This window comes from Devosia sp. CAU 1758 (assembly GCF_054482695.1).
In genome coordinates this window covers 774,396-791,069 of sequence record NZ_JBTLRJ010000001.1, presented here as the reverse complement: position 1 = coordinate 791,069, position 16,674 = coordinate 774,396, and the positions used below count along the sequence as shown (strand labels likewise).

The following is a 16,674-nucleotide window of genomic DNA, read 5'->3' as shown; positions in this document are numbered from 1 at the left end:
GATCTAGGTAATGACGCTGGGCTCTGAGCGCCCGGTTCTGGACTTGATCCCTGCCAGCTGTTCGGCGATCCGGACGAGAGGTTGGAGGGCGATCTGGCTGTCGACATCGTGACGTCCATCAGCGGCCTCATAGCGTTCGAGGTAGACGCGCAACGTGGCGCCCACCGTCCCAGTCCCTGAGAGGCGGAGGACCATTCGGGATCCATCAGTGAAGCCGATGCGAATGCCCTGGCTGGCGCTGTTCGAACCATCGACCGGGTCGTGATACGTGAAGTCATCGGCATAGGCGATCTGCAGGTCTTCCTCAAAAGTCTTGCCGGGAAGCGACGGCAATTGTGCCCGCAGTTCCTCGACCAGTGCCCCGGCAATGCCGGCGTCCACCTCTTCATAATCGTGCCGCGTATAATAATTGCGGCCATAGGTCTTCCAGTGTTCGCGGACGATCTCATCGACGCCCTGCTTGCGGACGGCGAGAATGTTGAGCCACAGCAGCACAGCCCAGAGCCCATCCTTCTCGCGCACATGGTCCGAGCCGGTGCCCGCGCTTTCCTCGCCGCAAATAGTCACGCGACCCGCATCCAGCAGGTTGCCGAAGAATTTCCAGCCCGTGGGAGTCTCATGCATCTCGATGCCGAGCTTTTCCGCCACCCGGTCTGCCGCGGCGCTGGTCGGCATGGAGCGGGCAATGCCGGCAATGCCATTCTTGTAGCCCGGCGCCAGATGCGCATTGGCTGCCAACAGCGCCAGCGAGTCCGAGGGCGTCACAAAGCGGTTCTTCCCGATGATGAGGTTGCGGTCTCCGTCGCCGTCCGAGGCGGCGCCGAAATCAGGGCCATCGGCGGTCATCAGCAGGTCGTGCATGTCCTTGCAATAGACCAGGTTCGGATCGGGATGCCCGTCATTGAAGGTGGGCGAGGGCGTGCCATTGATCACCGTACCCTTGGGCGCGCCGAGCATGCCTTCGAGGATGGTATGTGCGTAGGGGCCAGTGACTGCGCTCATGGCATCGAAGGTCATGCGGAAGCCGCCAGCGAACATGGCGCGGATGGCGTCAAAATCGAATAGCGATTGCATTAGCGCCGCATAATCGGCCACCGGATCGATCACCTCGACCACCATGTCGCCAACCCGCTGCGTGCCAACGGCGTTGAGGTCGATGTCGGGCGTCTCCAGCGTCTTGTAGCTGTCGATCACCTTGGTCCGCGCATAGACCGCATCGGTAATTTTCTCCGGCGCCGGACCGCCATTGCCGATGTTGTACTTGATACCGAAATCGCCATCCGGCCCGCCCGGATTGTGGCTTGCTGACAGCACAAGGCCCCCATAGGCCTTGTTGTGGCGGATCACATGGCTGGCAGCCGGCGTCGACAGAATGCCACCCTGCCCGACCAGCACCCGCCCAAAACCATTGGCGGCGGCGATACGTATCGCCTTCTGGATGGCTACATCGTTGTAGAAGCGTCCGTCGCCGCCGATCACCAGCGTCTGTCCGGCAAAGCCGTCGAGGCTGTCGAAGATCGCCTGGATATAGTTTTCGACATAATTGGGTTGCTGGTAAACGCTCACGCGCTTCCGCAGGCCCGAAGTGCCTGGCTTCTGGTCCGAATAGGGCGTCGTCTTAGTCACTTGCACTGTCATCTGTCGCATACCCGATCAACGAGGCGTAAAGGTGGGCGTAGCGGGCAGCGCTGGCTTCCCAGCTCACATTCGATTTCATCCCGCGGCGCTGCATTTTCTTCCAGGATTTCTCATCGGCATAGAGCGCCAGCGTCCTGCGAATGGCGTCGGCAAGGGCCGTTTCACTGGGCGGTGCAAACTGCACGCCTGTGGCAACTTCCGCCTGGATCGCCGCCACATTGGCGTCGATCACCGTGTCATTGAGCCCGCCGACGCGGCTCACCAATGGTACGCAGCCATAGCGCAGCGCATAGAGCTGGGTCAGCCCGCATGGCTCGAAGCGCGACGGCACCATCATCACGTCGGCCCCGCCCTGCACCAGATGGCTGAGCGTCTCATCATAGCCGGTGACGAGGCCCACCTTGCCCTTGTGCGTCACCGCGGCACTGCGCACCGCGTTTTCCAGTTCCGCATCGCCCGAGCCCAGCACCGCCAATTGCCCGCCCGCCTCGACCAGCAGGTCGATATTGGCCGCGAGCAGGTCGATGCCCTTCTGCCAGGTCAGACGGCTGACCACCGCGAACAGCGGACCATCCAGGGTATCAAGGCCGAAAGCCTCCTGCACGGCGCGCTTGTTGACCAGGCGCCCCTGCATCGTGCTCGCCGTGTAAGTCTGCGCCAGCGCCGCATCGGTCGCCGGGTTCCAGGCGTCCATGTCGATGCCGTTGAGTACGCCGAATACACTGGAAGAGCGGTTATTAAGCAGCCCTTCAAGCCCCATGCCGAAGGCTGGCGTGCGGATTTCGGCAGCATAGGTGGGCGACACCGTGGTCACCACATCGGCACATTCCACTCCCGCCTTGAGATAGCCGACGCCGCCATAATATTCGACGCCATCGACCGAGAAGGCATGTGCCGGCAAGCGCAATTGCGCGAAGGTCTCTGCCCCGAACGTGCCCTGAAATGCCATGTTATGAACGGTCATAACGGTCTTGAGGGAGGACGACGGGCCATATTTTACATAGGCTGGCACGAGGCCCGCCTGCCAGTCATGGGCATGGATGACCTGCGGGCGGTACCCTTCGACCAGGCCCAGCCCAAGTTCGGACGCGACCCAGCTAAGCGCCGCAAAACGCTTCCAGTTGTCTGGCCAGTCCCAGCCCTCAGGCCCCATATAGGGATTGCCGGGCCGGTCATACAGCGCTGGCGCGTCGAGCACGATCAGGTCCAGCCCCTCCACCCGGCCCGCGATCAGGCGCGCGGGAACTCCGAACAGGTCCTCAAACCGCGCGACCTCGCGCCCGCCACTCATCTTGTCGGTGACGGCAGGATATCCGGGCACCAGCGTGCGCATGGTGACACCCGAGCCGCTGAGCGCACCGGGCAATGCTCCAGCGACATCGGCCAGCCCACCAGTCTTGATCAGGGGATAGACCTCAGAGGTGACCGATAGGACTTCGATCATCGATCCGCCAGATATTTGTTGACCATGGCTTGGGTGATCAGCGTCACCCCGTCGTCGGTGCGGCGGAACCATTTGGCGTCGAAATCGGGATCTTCACCCACTACCAGCCCTTCGGGAATGTTCACGCCACGGTCGATGACCACTTTTTTCAGCCGCGCATTGCGCCCGATATCGCAATAAGGCAGCACCACCGCCTCTTCGAGCATGGAATAGGAATGCACGCGCGAGCCTGTCGACAGCAGTGTGCGCTGCAGGTGTCCGCCCGAAATGATGCAGTCGCCCGAGACCAGCGAGTTGACGGCCGAGCCCCGACGGCCGTCGAAGTCATGCACGAACTTGGCCGGCGGGGTAATCTCCGCATAGGTCCAGATTGGCCAGTCGCGGTCATAGAGATCGAGCTGTGGCTTGATATCGGTGAGGTCGATGCTTGCCTTCCAATAGGCGTCGATCGTACCGACGTCGCGCCAATAACTGACCTCCTCATTGCTCGAGCGCACGCAGGAGCGCGGAAAACGGTGCGCCCAGGCGGTGCCGTTCTTGACGATATAGGGAATGATATCCTTGCCGAAATCCCGGTTGGAGCCTTCGGTGGCCGCATCACGCTTGAGCTGTTCCATCAGGAACCGCGTCTCGAACACATAGATGCCCATCGAGGCCAGGGCCATGTCCGGCTTGTCGGGAATGCCTGGCGGGTCCTTGGGTTTCTCGACGAAATCGACCACCCGGTCACGCCCATCGACATGCATCACGCCAAAGCCCACCGCTTCCATCCGCGGCACCTCCAGGCACCCGATGGTGACGTCGGCGCCAGTGTCCACATGCTGGCGCAGCATGATTTCGTAGTCCATCTTGTAGATATGGTCGCCCGCCAGGATCACGATGTAGCGCGCGCCAGAATCCTCGATAATGTCCATGTTCTGGTAAACGGCATCCGCCGTACCGGCATACCACATGTCCTCGCGCACCCGCTGGCTTGCCGGCAACACATCGAAGCTTTCATTGCGTTCGGGCCTGAGGAAGTTCCAACCGCGCGACAGATGGCGGATCAGGCTGTGCGCCTGATATTGCGTGGCCACCGAGATACGGCGGATGCCCGAATTGATGGCGTTGGAGAGGGCAAAGTCGATGATGCGGGATTTGCCGCCGAAATAGACCGCCGGCTTGGCGCGCCGGTCGGTCAACTCCATCAGGCGTGTGCCGCGTCCGCCTGCCAGCACATAGGCCATGGCCTCGCGGGCCAGCGGCGATGGTACTCGATAGTCAGCCATTATATTTCCCTCCGCTAGTGCCCGAATTTCCCCGGGTCTTGTTTCGTCCCAGCCGCCTCACGCCGGCTCGAATTTCAGGAACAGGGTGGCCAGGGGTGGCAAATAGAGTTCCGCCTCCGCCGGCCAGTGCTGGCCTTCCACAGCCCTGGCCACAACGCCACCCTGGTTGCCGGTGTTCCCCCCGGCATACCATCCAGCATCTGTATTGATGCGTTCCACCCAGCGCCCGGCCTTGGGCAGTGGCACCTTGTAGCCGCTGCGCGGCACCGGCGTCAGGTTGGAAATGACCAGCACCGGATCGGCATCCGGCGCCTTTCGAATCCAGGCCAGCACCGAATTGGCTTGGTCATTGCCGATCACCCATTCGAACCCGTCCGGTTCGCAATCGCGCTCATGCAGCGCGGGCAGGCTGCGATAGGCCGCATTGAGATCGGCAACCAGCCGCCGCATGCCCTCGTGGCTGGGTGCATCGAGCAAATACCAGTCCAGCGCCCGGGCCTCCGACCATTCCTCGCGCTGTGCGAACTCCTGGCCCATGAACAGCAGCTTCTTGCCCGGATGCCCCCACATGAAAGCGAGATAGGCGCGCAGATTGGCAAATTGCTGCCAGTCATCGCCGGGCATCTTGGTCAGCAGCGAGCCCTTGCCATGCACCACCTCGTCATGGCTGAGCGGCAGCACGAAGTTCTCGCTGAACGCATAGACCAGCCCGAAAGTCATGTCATTGTGGTGAAAGCGACGGTGTACTGCCTCTCGGCTCATGAACCGTAGCGTGTCGTTCATGAACCCCATGTTCCACTTAAACCCGAAGCCCAGCCCGCCCGCATAGGTCGGCGCACTCACGCCAGGCCACGAGGTCGACTCCTCGGCGATCATGAACGCGCCGGGAAACTGCCGATAGACCTCGGCATTGACCCGCTGCACGAAGGCGACGGCTTCGAGGTTCTGGTTGCCGCCATGCTGGTTGGGCACCCACTCGCCGGGCTGGCGCGAATAGTCGAGATAGAGCATGGACGCCACCGCATCGACCCTGAGCCCGTCAATGTGGAACTGGTCGAACCAGAACAGCGCATTATTGGTCAGGAAGGCCGAAACCTCCTTGCGCCCGAAATTGTAGATCGCCGTGTTCCAGTCCGGATGGAACCCCTGCCGCGGGTCTTCATGCTCATAAAGTGCAGTGCCATCGAAATGGGCAAGGCCGAACTCGTCGGTGGGGAAATGCGCCGGCACCCAATCGAGAATCACACCCAGCCCGGCCTCATGCGCCGCATTGACCAGCCGCGCAAACCCGGCCGGGTCGCCGAAGCGCGCCGTCGGCGCATAGAGGCCGGTCGGCTGATAGCCCCAGCTCGGGTCGAATGGATGCTCGGACACCGGCATGAATTCGAGATGGGTATAGCCCATGTCCGCCGCATAGGGCACCAGCTGCTCGGCAAGCTGGTCGTAGCTCATGAAGCCGCCATCCGCCCGCCGGCGCCAGGACCCCAGATGCACCTCGTAGATCGACATCGGGGTGCGGCGCTAGTCGCGACTGGCGCGCTCTTCCATGTATTTCTGGTCGGTCCAGGTGAAGGGCGTGGGATCGGGCACGACCGAAGCCGTGCGCGGCCGCATTTCGGCCTGGCGCGCGAATGGGTCGGCCTTGAGCGGCAGCACCTGGCCGTTGGGCCCGACAATTTCGTATTTGTAGATCGTGCCGGTCCCCAGCACCGGGATGAACACTTCCCATATGCCTTGGCGATTGCGCATGGGATTGCGCCGCCCATCCCACTCGTTCCAGGGCCCCACCACCGAGACGCGCTGCGCATTGGGGGCCCAGACGGCAAAATGGGTGCCATGGATGCCCTCGAACTTCATCTCGTGGGCGCCCAGCTTGTCGAACAGCCGCAAATGGCTCCCCTCGCCGATATAAAAATCGTCCATCGGCCCAAGCACTGGCCCGAAGGAATACGGGTCATAGACCGTCCAACTGCCACCGGCATTTTTGGCCTCGTAGCGCACCGGCTTCCGCGCCGAAATATCCACCTTGGCCTCGAAAAACCCCGCCGCATGGCGCGGGATCATGTGGCCGAGCGGTTCGCCATCAAGGGTAAAGGCATGAAGCGTCTCGGCATGGGGCACGAAGGCGCGGAGCACCCAGTGCCCTTCCACCTCCTGCAGGCCCAGAAAGGCGAAGGCATTGCTGTGGCGACCCGCCACGATCGCCTCGACTTCCCGTCCGTCGGCCTGCCAGTTTTCCTTGCTCACGCTCACACCCAAACTCCCCACTGGCCTGCCGTTTATCCTGGCAGGCCCAACTGCACATTGTGCGCGGACCTGGTCTTGCCGCCAGGCAGTCTCCGCGCCTGCCAACGCTTATGATGTCGGCACGTTCCAGATTTCTTCTGCATATTGCCGGATCGTCCGGTCGGACGAGAAGAACCCGACGCTCGCCGTGTTGCGGATCGCCATGGCCGTCCAGCGCTTCCTGTCGCGCCAGATGCTGTCCACTTTGGCCTGCGCTGCCGCATAGGCGTCGAAGTCGCGCGCCACCATGAACCAGTCATGGTCATAAAGACCCCCGATCAGGTCGCCATAGCGATGCGGGTCATCCGGCGAGAATACGCCCGAGGCAATGGAATCGAGCGCCTCTCGCAACCGCGGGGACCCATCGATGGCCGAGCGCGGCACTTCCGAACGCCCGCGCTTGTCCTCGACCTCGTCAGTGGTCAGGCCGAAGATGACGATATTGTCGTCACCGACTTCCTTGTGCATCTCGACATTGGCGCCATCCATCGTGCCGATAGTGATGGCGCCATTGGCCATGAACTTCATGTTGCCGGTGCCCGAAGCCTCCATGCCGGCCGTGGAAATCTGCTCGGACAGATCGGCCGCCGGCACGATCACTTCGGCAAGGCTCACATTGTAATTGGGCAGGAACACCACCTTGAGCAGGCCCCGCACCGCCGGGTCATTGTTGATCACCCGCGCCACGTCGTTGATCAGCTTGATGATCAGCTTGGCATTCCAGTAGCTCGGCGCCGCCTTGCCCGCGAAGATCTTCACCCGTGGCACCCATTCCTTCTCGGGATGGGCGCGAATTTCGTCATAAAGCGCCACGGCATGGATGATGTTGAGCAATTGCCGCTTGTATTCGTGGATGCGCTTGATCTGCACGTCGAACATGGCATCCGGCGAAACGGTGATGTTGAGCCGTTCCTTGATCAGCTTGGTCAGCTTCTTCTTGTTGGCCAGTTTGACCGCGGCGAACTGCTTCTGGAAGCCCGGGTCCTCGGCATGCGCCAGCAACTGGTGCAGCTTGTCCACATTATCGAGGAAATCGGGGCCGATCCGCTCGGTCACCAGCTTGGTCAGGCCCGGATTGCACTGCATCAGCCAGCGGCGCGGCGTGATGCCATTGGTCTTGTTGTTGATGCGCTCGGGATAGAGCTTGTGCAGGTCCGCAAACACCGTCTGCTTCATCAGTTCGGTATGCAGCGCCGAAACGCCATTGATCGAATGGGAGCCAACAAAGGCCAGCTGGCCCATGCGCACCCGCCGCCCGCCATGCTCGTCGATCAGCGAGACCGCCGCGATCTGCTGGTCGGTAAAGCCCTTCTTGGCGCGCGCCTCGGCCAGAATATCGGCGTTGATCTGATAGACAATCTGCATGTGGCGCGGCAGCAGCCGCTCCAGCAGCGCCACCGGCCAGCTTTCCAGCGCCTCGGGTAGCAGCGTGTGGTTGGTATAGCCGAACGTGCCCTTGGCAATCTTCCATGCCCTGGCCCATTTGATGCCATTGTCATCGACAAGGATGCGCATCAGCTCGGCTACCGAAATCGCCGGATGCGTATCGTTGAGCTGGATCGCCACCTTGTCTGACAGCGACCCCAGGTCGCCATATTGCTGGAGATGCCGCCGCACGATGTCCTGCAAAGACGCCGAGGAGAAGAAGAACTCCTGGCGCAGGCGCAGTTCCTGTCCGGCCGCCGTGGAATCGGCTGGGTAGAGCACGCGGGTGATGGCCTCGGCCTTAGAGCTTTCCTCCAGCGCGCCGATATGGTCGCCCGAGTTGAACTTGTCGAGCAGGATCGGATCGATCGGCTGCGCGCTCCAGAGCCGGAGCGTATTCACTCTGGAGCCGCGCCACCCCACGATCGGCGTGTCATAGGCCACGGCCAGCAGGTGCTGGTTGGGCCGCCACTCCTGGCGCTCGCTGCCATCGGGATCGGTCACCGGCTCGACATGACCGCCAAACCCGACCTCATAGGCGCTTTCGCGGCGCTCGAATTCCCAGGGATTGCCATGCGCCAGCCAGTCCTCCGGCAATTCCACCTGCCAGCCTTCGCTCATTTCCTGTCGGAACAGGCCATGCACATAGCGGATGCCATAGCCATAGGCCGGGATTTTCACCGAGGACATGGATTCAAGAAAACATGCCGCCAGTCGCCCGAGGCCGCCATTGCCCAGCGCAGCATCCGGTTCCAGCGCAATCAGGTCGCCCAAATCGACATCAAGGTTCTTGAGCGCCTCGGCAACCGGCTCCATCAACCCGACATTGCTCATGGCGTCGCGCATCAGCCGTCCAATGAGAAACTCGAGGCTGAGGTAATAGACGCGCTTGTTCGAGGTCCGCCAGGTCTCGCGCGAGCTCTCCATCCAGCGATCCATGACACGATCACGCACGGCAAGGATGGTGGCCCTCAGCCAGTCATGGGGTCGGGCAACGATGGGATCCTTGCCGACCGAATAGATCAGCTTTTCAAGGATTTCGGCCTGGATGGCCTCAACTGTGGTAGCGCGGGGTTCTGGGGTGAGCGCATCGTAGACGATCGGCTTTTGCGGCATTTCGCAATCCAGTGTTCATGACGATGTTCCCCTCAGAATAGGGATAGTCTTGCACTTAATTTGTGCAGGGGAAAGCCCCCCGCAGCGCCGCGCGCGTTTAGCTGCCCTGCATTGGCCGTGCAGATTTGCGGGCTGCCGCCTCTGCAGCTTCCTTGGCCACCGAAATGCCCCCCTCACGCGCCTGTTCGCGGGCATTGCTGATCAGCAATTGCCGTCCAACCCGCCAATCGTCGCCATTCAGTTGCAGGTCGAACCGCTCGCTGTCGCGCTCCCGCACTCCGTCTAGAACATCGGCGATCTGCTGTTCATCGGCGCCCATTATGCGGATCGCTTCGCCACCAAAGGTCACAGCGGAGTCGAATAGTTCGCGCCGCTGGAAATCGACACCGGCGCGGACCAGTTCGATGGCATGGGCACGATCAAACGCCCGCGCCATAACCCGCGCCAAGGGGAACTCGTCACGCAATAATTCCACAATGCGCGATGTCTGTTCTTTCTTGTCGGTGCACACCAGGATCAGATTTGCGGCGCCGGCACCCGCAGCATGCAATATGTCGAGCCTGGTGCCGTCCCCGTAATAGACCTTGAAGCCGATCTGCGCTGCCGCCCGGATCATCTCGGTATCGTTGTCGATGATGGAGACCGAATGGCGCAGCGCCAGCAGCGGCTGGCTGGCAATCTGCCCGAAGCGCCCGAAGCCGATGATCAGCACCCGTCCCGAAAGACCTTCCGCTGCCTCCACCCCATCCATCGACTGCACCAATTTCGGCATGAACGCGCGCATGAAGATAATCATGAACGGCGTCAGCACCATGGAAATGATGACCGTGGCGGTGAAGATGGCATTGGTGGGCGCATCAATCAGCCCGCTCGAGGCCGCTGTCGTATAGAGTACGAAGGCGAATTCGCCGCCCTGCCCCATCAGCACCGCGCGCTCCAGCGCCTCGCCATGGCTCGATTTGAGCACCCGCGCGATAACGTAGATCGCCGCCGCCTTGACCAGCATGTAGGTCACCACGCTGAGCGCGATGATCTGCCAGTTCTCGCCGACCACGTTGAGATCGAGCGACATGCCGACGGCCAGGAAAAACAGGCCCAGCAACAGGCCACGGAACGGTTCCACGTCAGCTTCGAGTTGGTGCTTGAAGGTCGAGGTTGAGAGCAGCACACCGGCAAGGAACGCCCCCATGGCCATCGACAGCCCGCTGACCTGGAACAGCAGTGCCGCTCCCAGCACCACCAGCAGCGCCGCCGCCGTCATGACCTCGCGCACCCGCGCCTGCGCCAGCAACGAGAAGAACGGGTTCATGATCCGCTGCCCCAGAAAGATCAGCAGCAGGATGGCGCCCATGGCGATCCCGAGCGACACCAGTCGCGTCAGCAGGCTGACATCATCGGTTGTCGGCGCCAACAGCGCGACCATTGCCAGCAGCGGCACGATGGCCAGGTCTTCAAGCAGCAGGATGGATACCATCTTCTGTCCGCTCTCGGTCGCCAGCTCGCCGCGCTCTCCCAGGATCTGCATGACAATCGCCGTCGAGGTCAGCACGAATCCCATGCCGAAGACAAAGGCCACCACCGGCGCAAAGCCGAGCAGGACACCGATTCCGGTCAGCAGTGCACCGCTGATGGCAACCTGGAGCACACCCAGCCCGAATATCTGCTTGCGCAGCGCCCAGAGCCGGCTCGGCTCCATTTCAAGGCCGATAATGAAAAGGAACAGCACCACGCCCATTTCGGCCGTGGCCAGCACGGAGGCCGGGTCGGAAATCAGCCCGATTCCCGAGGGGCCGAGCAGCAATCCAGCCGCCAGATAGCCAAGCACCGAGCCAAGGCCGATGCGGCGAAAGATCGGCACGGCAATGGTGCCGGCTGCCAAAAGGGCCACCACCGGCACCAGGTCGACACCATGATGTGCCGCCTCACCCGCATGCGCAAGAACTTCTCCCGCCATTCACAATCCCCGTGTCGCTCAATCCGACACTGGTTCCCGCGAATGGCTCCGTCAAGCAGGCACAGCAATCATCCTGTGCTCGGCTCGACCCCGGTTGGGCCGGTGCCTTGTGGCGGCTCCTCGCGCTCGTGCTTGCGGCTTTCCGCCTCGTCCTTGCGGCGCTCGCGGATAACCTGGGCAGCATTGGCCAATACTTGCTCGCGATCAGTCATATTACCCGTGCGTTGCACCGGACGCCGGGGCGCCACCGGCTTGCTGGGCAAGGCATGAGCAATGGTGGACTGGGCAATCAGCAGCGCCGGCACGGCCACCAAGCCGCCCACAGGACCCCAGGCCCAGATCCAGAAGGTGATCGAGAGGAAGATGATGAAGGGGTTTAGGGTCAGCGAGCGGCCGATGAAATGCGGGGTGAATATCTGTCCCTCGACGAAGTTGATCGCCGCATAGCAGGCCACCGGCAGCAGGATTTCGGGCAGATTGGTCTGCGTCCCCAGCCCCACGGCAATCAGCACAGTCACCATGATTGCCTGGCCCACATAGGGAATGTAGTTGAGCACAGCGGCCATGGCGCCCCACAGCACGGGCGAGGGCATGCCGATGATCCACATGGCTAGCGACACTGCCGTGCCGACGCCGAGATTGATCATCGTTACCGAAAGCAGGAACCGGCTGACCTTTTGTTCGACATCGCGAAACACGTGCGCGGTGCGCCAGCGCATGCGCCGCGTCACGCACATGGACAGCACCGACATTCGGATATGGTCGCGCGTGGCGACGAAGAAATAGAGGCTGGCGAGGAAAATCGCGATCTGCGCCAGCACCGCCGGGGCCAGCATGGCCATGCCGGTCACCGTGCTGCCATCCTCAACCTGCACCGACATCGCGCCATCCGAACCCAGCACGGATGAAAGCTGCTCCTGGAACGCGCCAATGGACTCGAGAGGCTCCCTCAGATTGGCCAGTTGCGCCTGCAGTTTTTCCCAGATTAGCGGCGCCCTGGCCACCCATTCGCTCAATGGCACCGCAAACAATAGCCCAAAGCCGAAGATCACGGCGAGCAACAACAACACGACGACGCCGGCAGAAAGGGCTGGAGGCACACCCCAGCTTTCCACCCGGTCAGCCACAGGGCCGAACATCAGCCCCACAACGATAGCCAGTGTCACCGGCGCCAGAATCACCTGCCCCGCCTGCAGCACCATGAGCAGCACGGCAAAGGCGATCCCGATTACGGCGAGCCTCGCCGCATTGCTGAGCAGGCGTTGAAACTGGCTTTCGTCGACCGCGACGGGGACAGGACCGGTGTGAAGGTGACGCATTGGAATTCCATAGGCTGGAAGTCCCGAAAACGTCCCGCTCATGCCTTTCGTTCCGCTGCGACCCGCTGGCCCGTCGACCCCGCCCCGGCGCTTGGATAAGCTCGCGGCGAAATGCTTCCCGAGTCGACGGAAATTCCCATGTCCCGCAAGATCATCATTGATACTGACCCCGGCCAGGACGACGCCGTGGCCATTCTCCTGGCCCTCGCCTCGCCCGCCGAACTAGACGTGCTAGGCGTCGTTGCCGTGGCCGGCAATGTCGGGCTGCATCACAATGCCAACAATGCCCGCAAGGTTGTCGAACTGTCCGGTCGGACCGATGTCCCTGTCTATGCCGGTTGCTCGCGCCCCATTCGCCGGCACTTGGTCACCGCCGAGCACGTGCATGGCGACACCGGCCTTAACGGCCCCGACCTGCCCGACCCGGCCATCCCCCTACAAGCTCAGCACGGCGTGGACTTCATCATTGAGACGCTGATGAAGGCGCCGCCAAAGACCGTCACCCTCTGCACCCTGGGCCCGCTGACCAATATCGCCATGGCGCTGGTCAAAGAACCGGCCATTGCCGAGCGCATCCAGGAAATCGTCATGATGGGCGGCGCCTATTTCGAGGTGGGCAACATCACCCCTGCCGCCGAATTCAACATCTATGTCGATCCCGAGGCCGCCGATGTAGTGATGCGCTGCGGCGCCCCCATCACCATCCTCTCGCTTGACGTCACCCACATGATCCAGTCCACCCCCGCCCGGCTCGATGCGATCCGGGCTCTGGGCAATCGCACTGGCGAGGCGGTTCATGCCATGCTCACCTTCTCGGAAACCTTCGATCTCGAGAAATACGGCTGGGACGGCGCACCCCTGCACGACCCCACGGTCATTGCCTGGCTGCTCCGACCCGAGCTGTTCGAGGGCCGACACTGCAATGTCACCATCGAAACCGCCAGCGAACTCACTGTCGGCATGACCGTGGTCGACTACTGGCACGTCACCGGCCGCACGTATAACGCCACCTGGCTCCGCACCGGCAACGCCGATGGCTTCTATGACCTGCTCACCGAGCGTCTGGCGCGGTTGCCATAGCCAGTCCAGACGTCAGGGTGATATAGGATTCAGATGGAACTCTGGAACATTCTCGTCACGGAATGGCCGACCCTTAAGGGGGCCGCAACTAGCGTTGGATCTATCGTCGCGGCTTGCCTCGTTTTCGGTTGGGTTGCTGGCAGGTTCATGTATGGACAACGAATTGAGGGCTTAAGGATAGCCTCACCAACGCCGACCGGCGAATTGCCGAGTACAAGGAGAAGCTGGAGGGCAAATCACCGGAGGAAGCCCAACAGCAGATCGTTTGGCTTCGTGAGGAACTGGCTACATTGGCGTCTTACGGACTGCCTGACCAAGCGCAAGAGCGTATGAAGAGCGCATTGGCCGGGGTGTCCGGCAACATCAAGATTGTCAGGGACTCAGACGCATCCGATGCTGATCGTCTTTATCGACAGACCGTGAGCATCTTCCGCGCGGCTGGTCTGAGCGTAAAGTCTCACTCCATCTTGGGAATAGATGACCCTCCGGACAGTGGTCTGACATTAGTTTGGTGGAATAAGACCGACCATGCACTTACTGCCAAAGTGCGCCTTGCCCTCCAAGTGGCGGGCTTGGACGCCAATGAGTTGGAGAATCCTGAGGGCTGGGGTGACGACTATACTTTGACGGTCGTATTTTCTTCCCGCGATCCAGATTGGGTTCCTGCTGCCCGCTGGTCGTAGCCGAACCCCTTCAATGCCGGATTAGAACCATCCTCTTGGAGCAGAGACACCTACCCCAACACCACTTCCCGCTCCACCCCCACATTCTCCAGAAACGTCCGGTCGTGGCTGATCACCAGCAGCGCCCCGTCATAGGCCCGCAGCCCGGCCTCGACCACTTCGATAGCCTCGATGTCGAGATGGTTGGTCGGCTCGTCGAGCACCACGAGCATGGGCGGCGTCGCCCCGCCTAACACACAGGCCAGCCCCGCCCGCAGCATCTCGCCGCCGCTCAATGTGCCCACCATTTGCAGGGCCGCATCATTGCGGAACTTGAACGCCGCCAGCACCGAGCGGCAATCCTGGACCGTACTCGCGGGATTGAGCCGCCGGAAGTTCTCGAGAATGGATTGGCCTCGGTCGAGCACACCCACCTGTTGGTCCAGAAACACCATTGGCCCACCAATTTGCACATTGCCCGACACCGGCTCCAACTCGCCGGTGAGGAGCCTGAGCAAGGTGGTCTTGCCAACCCCGTTCGGCCCAGTGATTGCCACCCGCTCGGGCCCGATCAGGTCGAGCGCAAAATTACGGATCACCGGATTTTCGGGAACATGCCCCCCGGTCAGGCCCGATGCCCGTAACACCACCTTGCCCGACGGCAGGCCGCTCGGGGCCAGCTTCAGCGCAAAGGGCGTCAGCACTTCGATTTTTGCCCGCGCCTCTGCCGCCTGCACCTGTGCCATATCAGTCTGCTTCTCCGCCAACCGGCTCAAGCCACCCACAGTTTCTTCGGCCCGACGCTTCAACGCCCCCTTGAGGATCTTGGGCATGTCGCCCTTGGCACCCTTCCTGCGCCCGCCAGCGTTGCGTTTGTCCTGCTTTTCGCGCGCGTCCTGCGCGGCCCGCGCCGCGTCCCGCACCTGCCGCTCAGCCACATTGAGGTCATGTTGCGCCGCGTTCAGCTCCAGCGCCCTGCGCTCCCGATAATGGCTCCAATTGCCCCCATAGGTGGTGGCCCCCAGCCCCGTCAGTTCGACAATGGCATCCATGTTCTCCAGCAGGTCGCGGTCGTGGCTGATGACAATGGCCGCCCCGCGCCAACCGGCCAGCATCTGCGCCACGGCGGCCCGCCCATCCGTGTCGAGATTGTTGGTCGGCTCGTCGAGGAGGATCAGGTCCGGAGCCTCAAAATTGAGCGCCGCCAGTGCCGTTCGCGTCCGCTGCCCGCCCGAAAGCGTCGCCAGCAATGTGTTCGGCTCGACCTCCAGCGCCAGTGTCTGTAACGCGGTCTCCAACCGCGCCTCCAGCGTCCAGTCGGCCTCAACCAGTTCGTCGGCACGCGCCACCCCCGCCAGTGCACGATCCAGCAACGCCAGCCCGGCGCGCACGCCGAACAAGTCAGCAATGGTCTCGCCCGGCTCTGGCTGCACCTGCTGGCGCAACACACCGATGCGTCCCGAAACGCTGACTGTCCCGGACGATGGCGACAAATCGCCGGTGATCAGGCGCAGCAAGGTGGTCTTGCCGACGCCATTGCGCCCGACAAGGCCGGAACGCCCGGTGCCAAAACTCAGATCAAGACGGGAGAAAAGCGTCTGGCCGTCAGGGCCGGAATAGCTCAGGTTCGAAAGCGTCACGGAAGGCATGGTTCGTCAGTTCCCCAAAGGCAAGGCAGGTCGGCATTGCTGTGAGGGTGCGATCCATTAGGAACCGTCCGGTCGGGTTGCGATCCATCTTAAATATCCGCTTGAACCTCTGCGTCAAGCACGCGCTGGCAAATCACGAGTTTGAGGCGTAGTGTCCGCCGGCTTAATGCCGGATGTCATGCCATGGATATTTTCACCCTCACCGCCTTCACCATTGCCTACGCCATAGCGGTGCTTGTCCCCGGCCCCGGCGTGGCTGCCGTGGTTGCCCGTGCCTTGGGCGGCGGCTTCAAAGGCGCGTTCCCTATGGTGCTGGGCATCCTGGCCGGCGATCTGGTCTATTTCTTCTTCGCCGTCTTCGGCCTGGCGGCTATTGCCACCTGGTTCGGCCCGGTCTTCACCATCGTGCGCTGGGCCGGCGCGGCCTACCTGCTATACATCGCCTACAAGTTCTGGACCGCCCGCCCCGGCTCCGAACAGATGAGGCCCAAGAATGAAGACCCCTGGAAGACCTTCCTTGCCGGTTTCTCGCTGACCATGGGCAATCCCAAGACCATCGTCTTCTATCTTGCCATCCTGCCCACCGTGGTGCCTTTGGGCGAGATGAATCCCATTGCCTTCATCGAGCTGACCGCCATCGTGATCATCGTGCTGCTGATCATCGGCTGCGGCTACGCCTGGCTGGCCTCTGCCGCCCGCGAGATGTTCCGGAGCGAAAAGGCTCTTGGTCGCCTCAACAAGACAGCCGGCACCATGATGGCCGGCGCCGCCGGCCTGGTGGTCATGCAGCACTAGCCGTTCGCGCTTTGCTAACCATTTAACCGCCGGTTAAC

At 62.1% G+C, this 16,674-nt stretch carries 10 protein-coding genes and 1 pseudogene; 3 read left to right on the top strand and 8 right to left on the bottom strand.

The window, feature by feature from the left end:
• Positions 1–3: 3 nt before the first annotated feature.
• From ACXYMS_RS03955 to ACXYMS_RS03925, 7 genes and pseudogenes are all read right to left on the bottom strand, one after another.
• Complete coding sequence (locus tag ACXYMS_RS03955; protein WP_458903858.1) at positions 4–1,638, bottom strand: alpha-D-glucose phosphate-specific phosphoglucomutase; 1,635 nt, start codon at positions 1,636–1,638, stop codon at positions 4–6.
• A complete protein-coding gene (gene glgA, locus ACXYMS_RS03950) occupies positions 1,619–3,079 on the bottom strand; it encodes a glycogen synthase GlgA (RefSeq protein WP_458904604.1) in 1,461 nt (486 codons plus the stop codon). Before glgA ends, ACXYMS_RS03955 begins: the two co-directional genes overlap by 20 nt.
• Positions 3,079–4,350, bottom strand: coding sequence for a glucose-1-phosphate adenylyltransferase (gene glgC / locus ACXYMS_RS03945; RefSeq protein ID WP_458903857.1), 1,272 nt, complete (start codon positions 4,348–4,350; stop codon positions 3,079–3,081). Before glgC ends, glgA begins: the two co-directional genes overlap by 1 nt.
• A gap of 57 nt (positions 4,351–4,407) precedes the next feature.
• Positions 4,408–6,603, bottom strand: a pseudogene (gene glgB / locus ACXYMS_RS03940) (1,4-alpha-glucan branching protein GlgB).
• 102 nt (positions 6,604–6,705) lie between these two features.
• Positions 6,706–9,177, bottom strand: a complete 2,472-nt coding sequence (locus tag ACXYMS_RS03935) for a glycogen/starch/alpha-glucan phosphorylase (RefSeq protein WP_458903855.1) — start codon at positions 9,175–9,177, stop codon at positions 6,706–6,708.
• A 97-nt stretch (positions 9,178–9,274) separates the two neighbouring features.
• Entirely contained in the window at positions 9,275–11,131 is a 1,857-nt protein-coding gene (locus ACXYMS_RS03930; RefSeq protein ID WP_458903853.1) for a monovalent cation:proton antiporter-2 (CPA2) family protein, read from the bottom strand.
• 68 nt (positions 11,132–11,199) lie between these two features.
• Positions 11,200–12,450: an AI-2E family transporter gene (locus ACXYMS_RS03925; protein WP_458903852.1), complete on the bottom strand. Its 1,251-nt coding sequence runs from the start codon at positions 12,448–12,450 to the stop codon at positions 11,200–11,202.
• A gap of 132 nt (positions 12,451–12,582) precedes the next feature.
• On the opposite strand from ACXYMS_RS03925, the gene ACXYMS_RS03920 reads away from it, so the two are divergent.
• Positions 12,583–13,530, top strand: a complete 948-nt coding sequence (locus ACXYMS_RS03920) for a nucleoside hydrolase (RefSeq protein ID WP_458904602.1) — start codon at positions 12,583–12,585, stop codon at positions 13,528–13,530.
• 329 nt (positions 13,531–13,859) lie between these two features.
• A complete protein-coding gene (locus ACXYMS_RS03915; protein WP_458903850.1) occupies positions 13,860–14,213 on the top strand; it encodes a hypothetical protein in 354 nt (117 codons plus the stop codon).
• Positions 14,214–14,263: 50 nt separating this feature from the next.
• Here ACXYMS_RS03915 and ACXYMS_RS03910 read toward each other — a convergent pair whose 3' ends face one another.
• The gene (locus ACXYMS_RS03910) at positions 14,264–15,841 is read right to left on the bottom strand and encodes an ABC-F family ATP-binding cassette domain-containing protein (RefSeq protein ID WP_458903848.1); all 1,578 of its coding nucleotides are present in this window, start codon (positions 15,839–15,841) and stop codon (positions 14,264–14,266) included.
• A 183-nt stretch (positions 15,842–16,024) separates the two neighbouring features.
• Between ACXYMS_RS03910 and ACXYMS_RS03905 the strand changes: the two genes are divergently transcribed.
• Entirely contained in the window at positions 16,025–16,636 is a 612-nt protein-coding gene (locus ACXYMS_RS03905; RefSeq protein ID WP_458903846.1) for a LysE family translocator, read from the top strand.
• Positions 16,637–16,674 lie beyond the last annotated feature (38 nt).